The sequence below is a fragment of the Oleiphilus sp. HI0123 genome, from assembly GCF_001635315.1.
In genome coordinates this window covers 1-4822 of sequence record NZ_LWGE01001158.1, presented here as the reverse complement: position 1 = coordinate 4822, position 4822 = coordinate 1, and the positions used below count along the sequence as shown (strand labels likewise).

General features: G+C 44.9%; 5 protein-coding genes. 4 read left to right on the top strand and 1 reads right to left on the bottom strand.

The window, feature by feature from the left end; genetic code table 11:
- The 4 genes from A3761_RS12440 to A3761_RS12425 form a co-directional block, all read left to right on the top strand.
- Positions 1-356 (top strand): mechanosensitive ion channel family protein (locus A3761_RS12440; protein ID WP_156491822.1); only part of this gene is annotated, 356 nt, incomplete at its 5' end.
- Positions 357-415: 59 nt separating this feature from the next.
- Positions 416-1525, top strand: coding sequence for an OmpA family protein (locus A3761_RS12435; RefSeq protein WP_082865138.1), 1110 nt, complete (start codon positions 416-418; stop codon positions 1523-1525).
- 338 nt (positions 1526-1863) lie between these two features.
- Entirely contained in the window at positions 1864-2973 is a 1110-nt protein-coding gene (locus tag A3761_RS12430; protein WP_068507820.1) for an OmpA family protein, read from the top strand.
- 139 nt (positions 2974-3112) lie between these two features.
- On the top strand, positions 3113-4243 hold the full coding sequence (locus A3761_RS12425; protein ID WP_068513414.1) for an NAD(P)/FAD-dependent oxidoreductase: 1131 nt from the start codon (positions 3113-3115) through the stop codon (positions 4241-4243).
- A gap of 23 nt (positions 4244-4266) precedes the next feature.
- Here the strand turns inward: A3761_RS12425 and A3761_RS12420 are convergent.
- A partial coding sequence (locus tag A3761_RS12420; protein ID WP_068750287.1) for a ComF family protein occupies positions 4267-4822 on the bottom strand: 556 nt, incomplete at its 5' end.

Below are 4822 nucleotides of genomic sequence, written 5' to 3'. Positions count from 1 at the left end.
TGCCAAACGGGCCCTTGGCCAATGGTTCCATTACTAATTATTCCCGTAACGAAACACGCGCTGTTGAGATCGCGATCGGTATTAGTTACTCTGACAATATAAGAGAAGCAAAAGAAGCAATGGAATTAGTGTTGCGAACCGATCAGCGGGTGCTTGATAATAAAAATAATTTGGTAGGCGTATCGAATTTAGGTGACAGTTCGGTTGATTTTCTGGTTCGTGCTTTTGTTCGCTCGGAAGACTACTGGAGCTTTTACTTTGACGCGAGACCGTTACTTAAGCAAGCTGTTGAAGAAGCTGGTGCAACAATACCTTTCCCTCAGCGCGATATTCATTTGCTCAAAGAAAGTGCCTAAATATAGTTACATATACGAATTAATAGTTTTAGATAAATGAGAGTTCTGGAGAACTGATTATGAAGAAGAATTTACTACTTGCGGGTGTCCTTGCTGCTGGCGTATCAACTGCAACTGTCGCTGACGAATATCCAAATTTTGAGGCATTTTTAGGGGGGGCTTTTTACCACCATGATGACGACCGCTCATTTGATGACGCATTTAGCCTGGAAGGTGGTATTGAACTTCCTGTAAACGAAGTGATGTCTCTTGAAGCATGGTTATCTGCTTATGAGGTTGAAGGGAAATATAGTGGTGCTGAGCTTGATGCAGAGCGCATCAATCCCGGTCTGTTGTTCCATTTGAAGCGTGGTGATGTGCGTCCATTTATTTCTGCTGGTTTCAGTCATTTAGAATATGAAACAGAGGGTGGCGATGACCACAGTGAGTCATTGATCAATTTAGGTGTGGGTGTTAAAAAGTACTATGACTCAAACTTGATTCTTCGAGCTGAAGTGCTTGCGATGAATAGCCTGGATAACGAAGTGCTGGATGTTGGTGCTCGCTTAGCTGTTGGTTATGCATTTGGTCGTGATGTCGCGCCAGCAATGATGGTGGAAGCACCTGTCATCACTCCTGTTAAGCAAGTGGTTCAGAAGCAAGAGCCTGCTCCCGTTAAAGAGGAAGTTAAGCCAGCGCCAGTTCAAAAGGTAGTGATCAAAGATTCTGACAAAGATGGCGTAGCGGACAACATCGATAAGTGCGCGGGTACTAATGCTGCGTTTAAGGTCGATGCGTCGGGATGTCCCGTCATGCTGACAGAAACTGTTTCTATCCAGATGGATGTCAAGTTCCCGTCAAATAGCTCTATACTTTCTAAGGATAACTACCCGGAAATCGAGAAAGTTGCCGAGTTTATGCAGCAGTTTGAGAAAACTGTTGTGACCGTAGAAGGGCACTCTGATGATCGCGGTAATGATGCATACAACAAAGCTTTATCGCAGCGTCGTGCAGATTCTGTAAGTAAGGTTTTGACTGATAAGTTTGGTTTGCCTGCTGCTCGTGTTAAGTCTGTAGGTTTTGGTGAGGAGCAGCCTATTGCTGATAATGCTACATCTGAAGGTAGAGCGGCTAACCGTCGTGTTGTAGCGGTAGTTGAATCAAGTATTAAGAAGGCTGCGACTAAATAAGCGCTTAATCAATATCGGCCTCATGGTTTGAAGGCCGATCTCTATCTTAAACCGCTCTGCACCGAAAAGTGCAGGGCGGTTTTTTGTGAGTGAGGGATAGTTTTAATTCTTCAGAAGGCGTTTTGAGTTAATATTTTTAGATCGAAGCGCTAACTGCCTAGCAAATGCGACAAAAGCGCATGGAATTGTATGAGATTCCTTGGTAAGTTTGCGCCTTAAAAGTAACGGGAATTGCATTAACAGTTAATCAGCGTCACCGAAGTTTGTACGAACGTATCAAGTTCTTTCCAATTATAATCTACGTGAGTTGTGGTGCGCGATTTAAGGATAGCCGAAACATGAACTTTAAAATCATACTTGCCTTATTGGCTTGCTTTTTAGCTCACCCCGTGAGTGCAGAATTTATTCGAGATGGTGAATTATATCTTGGTGCAGCAGGGTATTTGTTCGACTCAGATCGCAATCTTGAGGAAGGGCTTAGCTTTGAAGCTGGGTTTGAGCGACCATTAAGTAGTGACTTATCCTGGGACCTGTGGTTTTCCATGTATAACGCTGATGGCAAAAGGGGAGGTCCTGATAGCCGGACTAAACGTTTGTCTCCAGGCGTGCTCTATCACCTGAATGAGGGTAACACCCGAGCTTTCTTATCGGCGGGCATGGGCCATCAGAAGTTTGACTTGAAAAGTAGCAGCAAAGTAAAAGAAACTGCAATTCACTTGGGCTTAGGAGTAAAGGCCTATCAGGATACCAACTATATTTTTCGTGGTGAACTGTTAGCTTTGCATGGTGCCGATCATGAGCAAACAGACTTAGGTGTCAGAATGACTTTGGGTTATTCATTTGGTCGAGAGTTTATTCGAGAGGCTCCAGAGCCTGAACCAGAGCCAATTCCGGAACCAGAGCCGGAACCGGAGCCAGAGCCCGAACCAGAACCCGAACCAATACCGGAGCCTGAGCCTGAGCCTGAGCCAGAACCAACTGATGAAGATTTAGATGGTGTATTCGATGATACTGATTTGTGCCCTGGTACAAACCCATCATTCCGTGTAGATGAAACGGGTTGTGCCGTCATGTTGACCAAGCAGGTTGCAATTACCATGGATATTAAGTTTGCAGCGAAAAGTGATGAGTTAACGCTAGAATACTACCCGGAAGTTAAGAAGATCGCAGACTTTATGAAAGAAGTCGTATCAACGACTTTGACGGTGGAGGGACACACGGATTACCAAGGCAGTCGTCGGTACAATCTGAAGCTATCTCAACGTAGAGCTGAGTCTGTTAGGCGAGTATTGGTTGACGAGTTCGGCATCGCTGAAGAGCGAGTTGCCGCAAAAGGCTTCGGTGAGGAGCAGCCGATTGCAGACAACGAGACTGAAGATGGGCGCGCTAAAAATAGGCGAGTGGTCGCAGTGCTTGAGGCTCAGGTGACCAAAGAAGCATTGCGTTAAGTCAGCTCTAGTCTTTAGAGCAATAGTATGAGGGTCTACATGGGTCGAAGTTTCGGTCTTGTAGGCCTTTTTTGTTTAATGTAGGGTCATAGCTGCTCGCTAAAGGAGTTAAGAGAAGAATTGTGAGGCGCAAATAGCGATGGAACAGTTTAATGTGGATTGCCTGGTGATCGGAGCTGGAGTTGTTGGTTTAGCAATAGCGAGGCGAATAGCTCTTGAGGGTCGGGAAGTTTTGCTCGTCGATAAAGAATCCAGCATTGGCACGCAGACTTCTTCACGCAATAGTGAAGTGATCCATGCAGGAATATATTACCCAAAAGGTTCCTTAAAAGCTCAGCTATGCGTGGCTGGGAAAGAAATGTTATATGACTATTGTGCTAAGCATCACCTTCCTTTCAAAGCTTGTGGAAAATTGATTGTTGCGACAAGTGATGATCAGATAGCTCGTCTTCAGGAAATTAAAAACCAAGCTCAACTTAATGGTGTAGACGATCTTCGCTTCATCGGTTCTGTAGAACTTAATAAGCTAGAGCAAGCGATAGTGGGTAAAGCAGCCTTATTGTCGCCTTCGACAGGCGTTTTGGATAGTCATGCCTATATGCTTCAATTGCAGGCTGATCTTGAGGCAAACGGTGGTCAGTGCGTGTTTAACTCAGAGCTCCAGATAACCGGGCAGGATGAGGGTGGAGTTGAGCTTACTCTCAATGGCGGGGAGGCTCTGATAAGAACGAAGTGCTGCATCAACTCTGCAGGTCTAAATGCTCAGCCTCTTGTTAATGATTCTCCAGCCATTTCTATTGCCGAGTTACCGAAAGCTTTCTTTGCCAAAGGAAGTTACTTTGCTTATAGCGGCGCAGCTCCTTTTGATCATTTAGTCTATCCGGTTCCTGAGCCGGGAGGTCTGGGTGTTCATCTTACGCTTGATATGCAGGGAGCTGCTAAATTTGGCCCGGATGTTGAGTGGCTGGACGTGACTGATGTTGAGCACATTGACTATAAGGTGGACCCGAAAAAACGGGAGCAGTTTTACGCAGAGGTGAGTAAATATTGGCCTGAAGTAGAGCTCGATAAAATGCATGCTGATTACTCCGGTGTCCGGCCTAAAATTGTCCCTCCCGGAAACATGGCAGCTGACTTTTCCATACAAGGGCCTGCTGATCATGGTGTAGCAGGCTTAGTAAACTTACTTGGAATTGAGTCGCCAGGTTTAACATCTTCTTTGGCTATTGCAGAGTATATTTACTCTATTCTGAAGAAAGAAAAACTATAACATTACTCTTTATGGCTATTTGCCTAGCTGGCTTTTGGTGTTCTGGCCAGACTCCAGATATCAACGCGACTCGCCCCTTTATCAAGGAGTAATTGGCTACATATTTCGCTGGTCGCTTTTGTGGTCACGACGTCATCAACTAACACAATGTGTTTGTCTTTGACTACTTGAGGGTTATCTATAGTAAAACATCCTTTGAGGTTTATTAGTCGCTGAACTTTGTTAAGACTTTTTTGGTCGGCGCTCATCTTGGATTTAACTATCAACTTTGTATTTACGGCTAACTTTTGATGTTTCCCTAACAGTACTGCTAACGATTCGGCTTGATTGAATCCGCGCTCTTTGAGTTTATCCCTGTGCAATGGAATGGGAACGATAAAGTCTGGTTGGGGAAGGTCCTTATGGTAGAGCTCTAGGTAACGACAAAACTCGAGACCTAAGCTCTTCAGCCAATATTGTTCTCCAGATGATTTAACTCTATAAATGATGCTATTGATCGGGAAGGAATAGTTGAATGGCGCCACACATGTCTTGAACGGGGGAGGACTGCTAAGGCATTCTCCACAGATAAGCTCTTTA